General features: G+C 57.5%; 1 pseudogene. It reads right to left on the reverse strand.

The features are described 5' to 3' along the window. Positions 1–148: 148 nt before the first annotated feature. Positions 149–254: pseudogene (locus tag C3E87_RS15010) on the reverse strand (hypothetical protein); the annotation flags it as partial.

The raw sequence follows: 254 nt of genomic DNA on the forward strand, positions 1-254 counted from the left end.
ATCAGAAAAGGTTGCACTCGGGTCTGGAGTATTCAACCCCGAATCGGGTCGAGGCGGCCTGGTACGAGGCCCAACAAGCAGCGTGAAATCATGTTTGGAACCGGTCCGAAATTCGTCCCACCGCTCAACGGATACTACTGTTGCGGATCGCCATCCCCATCGCGTCTGTGACCAACTCCGTGCGCATGTGATCGGCCAACGCGTAACCGACGACCTTCTTGCTGAAGCAGTCCAGCACCGTCGCCAGATACACC

It is taken from the genome of Tessaracoccus sp. ZS01, assembly GCF_022342445.1.
GTDB lineage: Bacteria > Actinomycetota > Actinomycetes > Propionibacteriales > Propionibacteriaceae > Arachnia.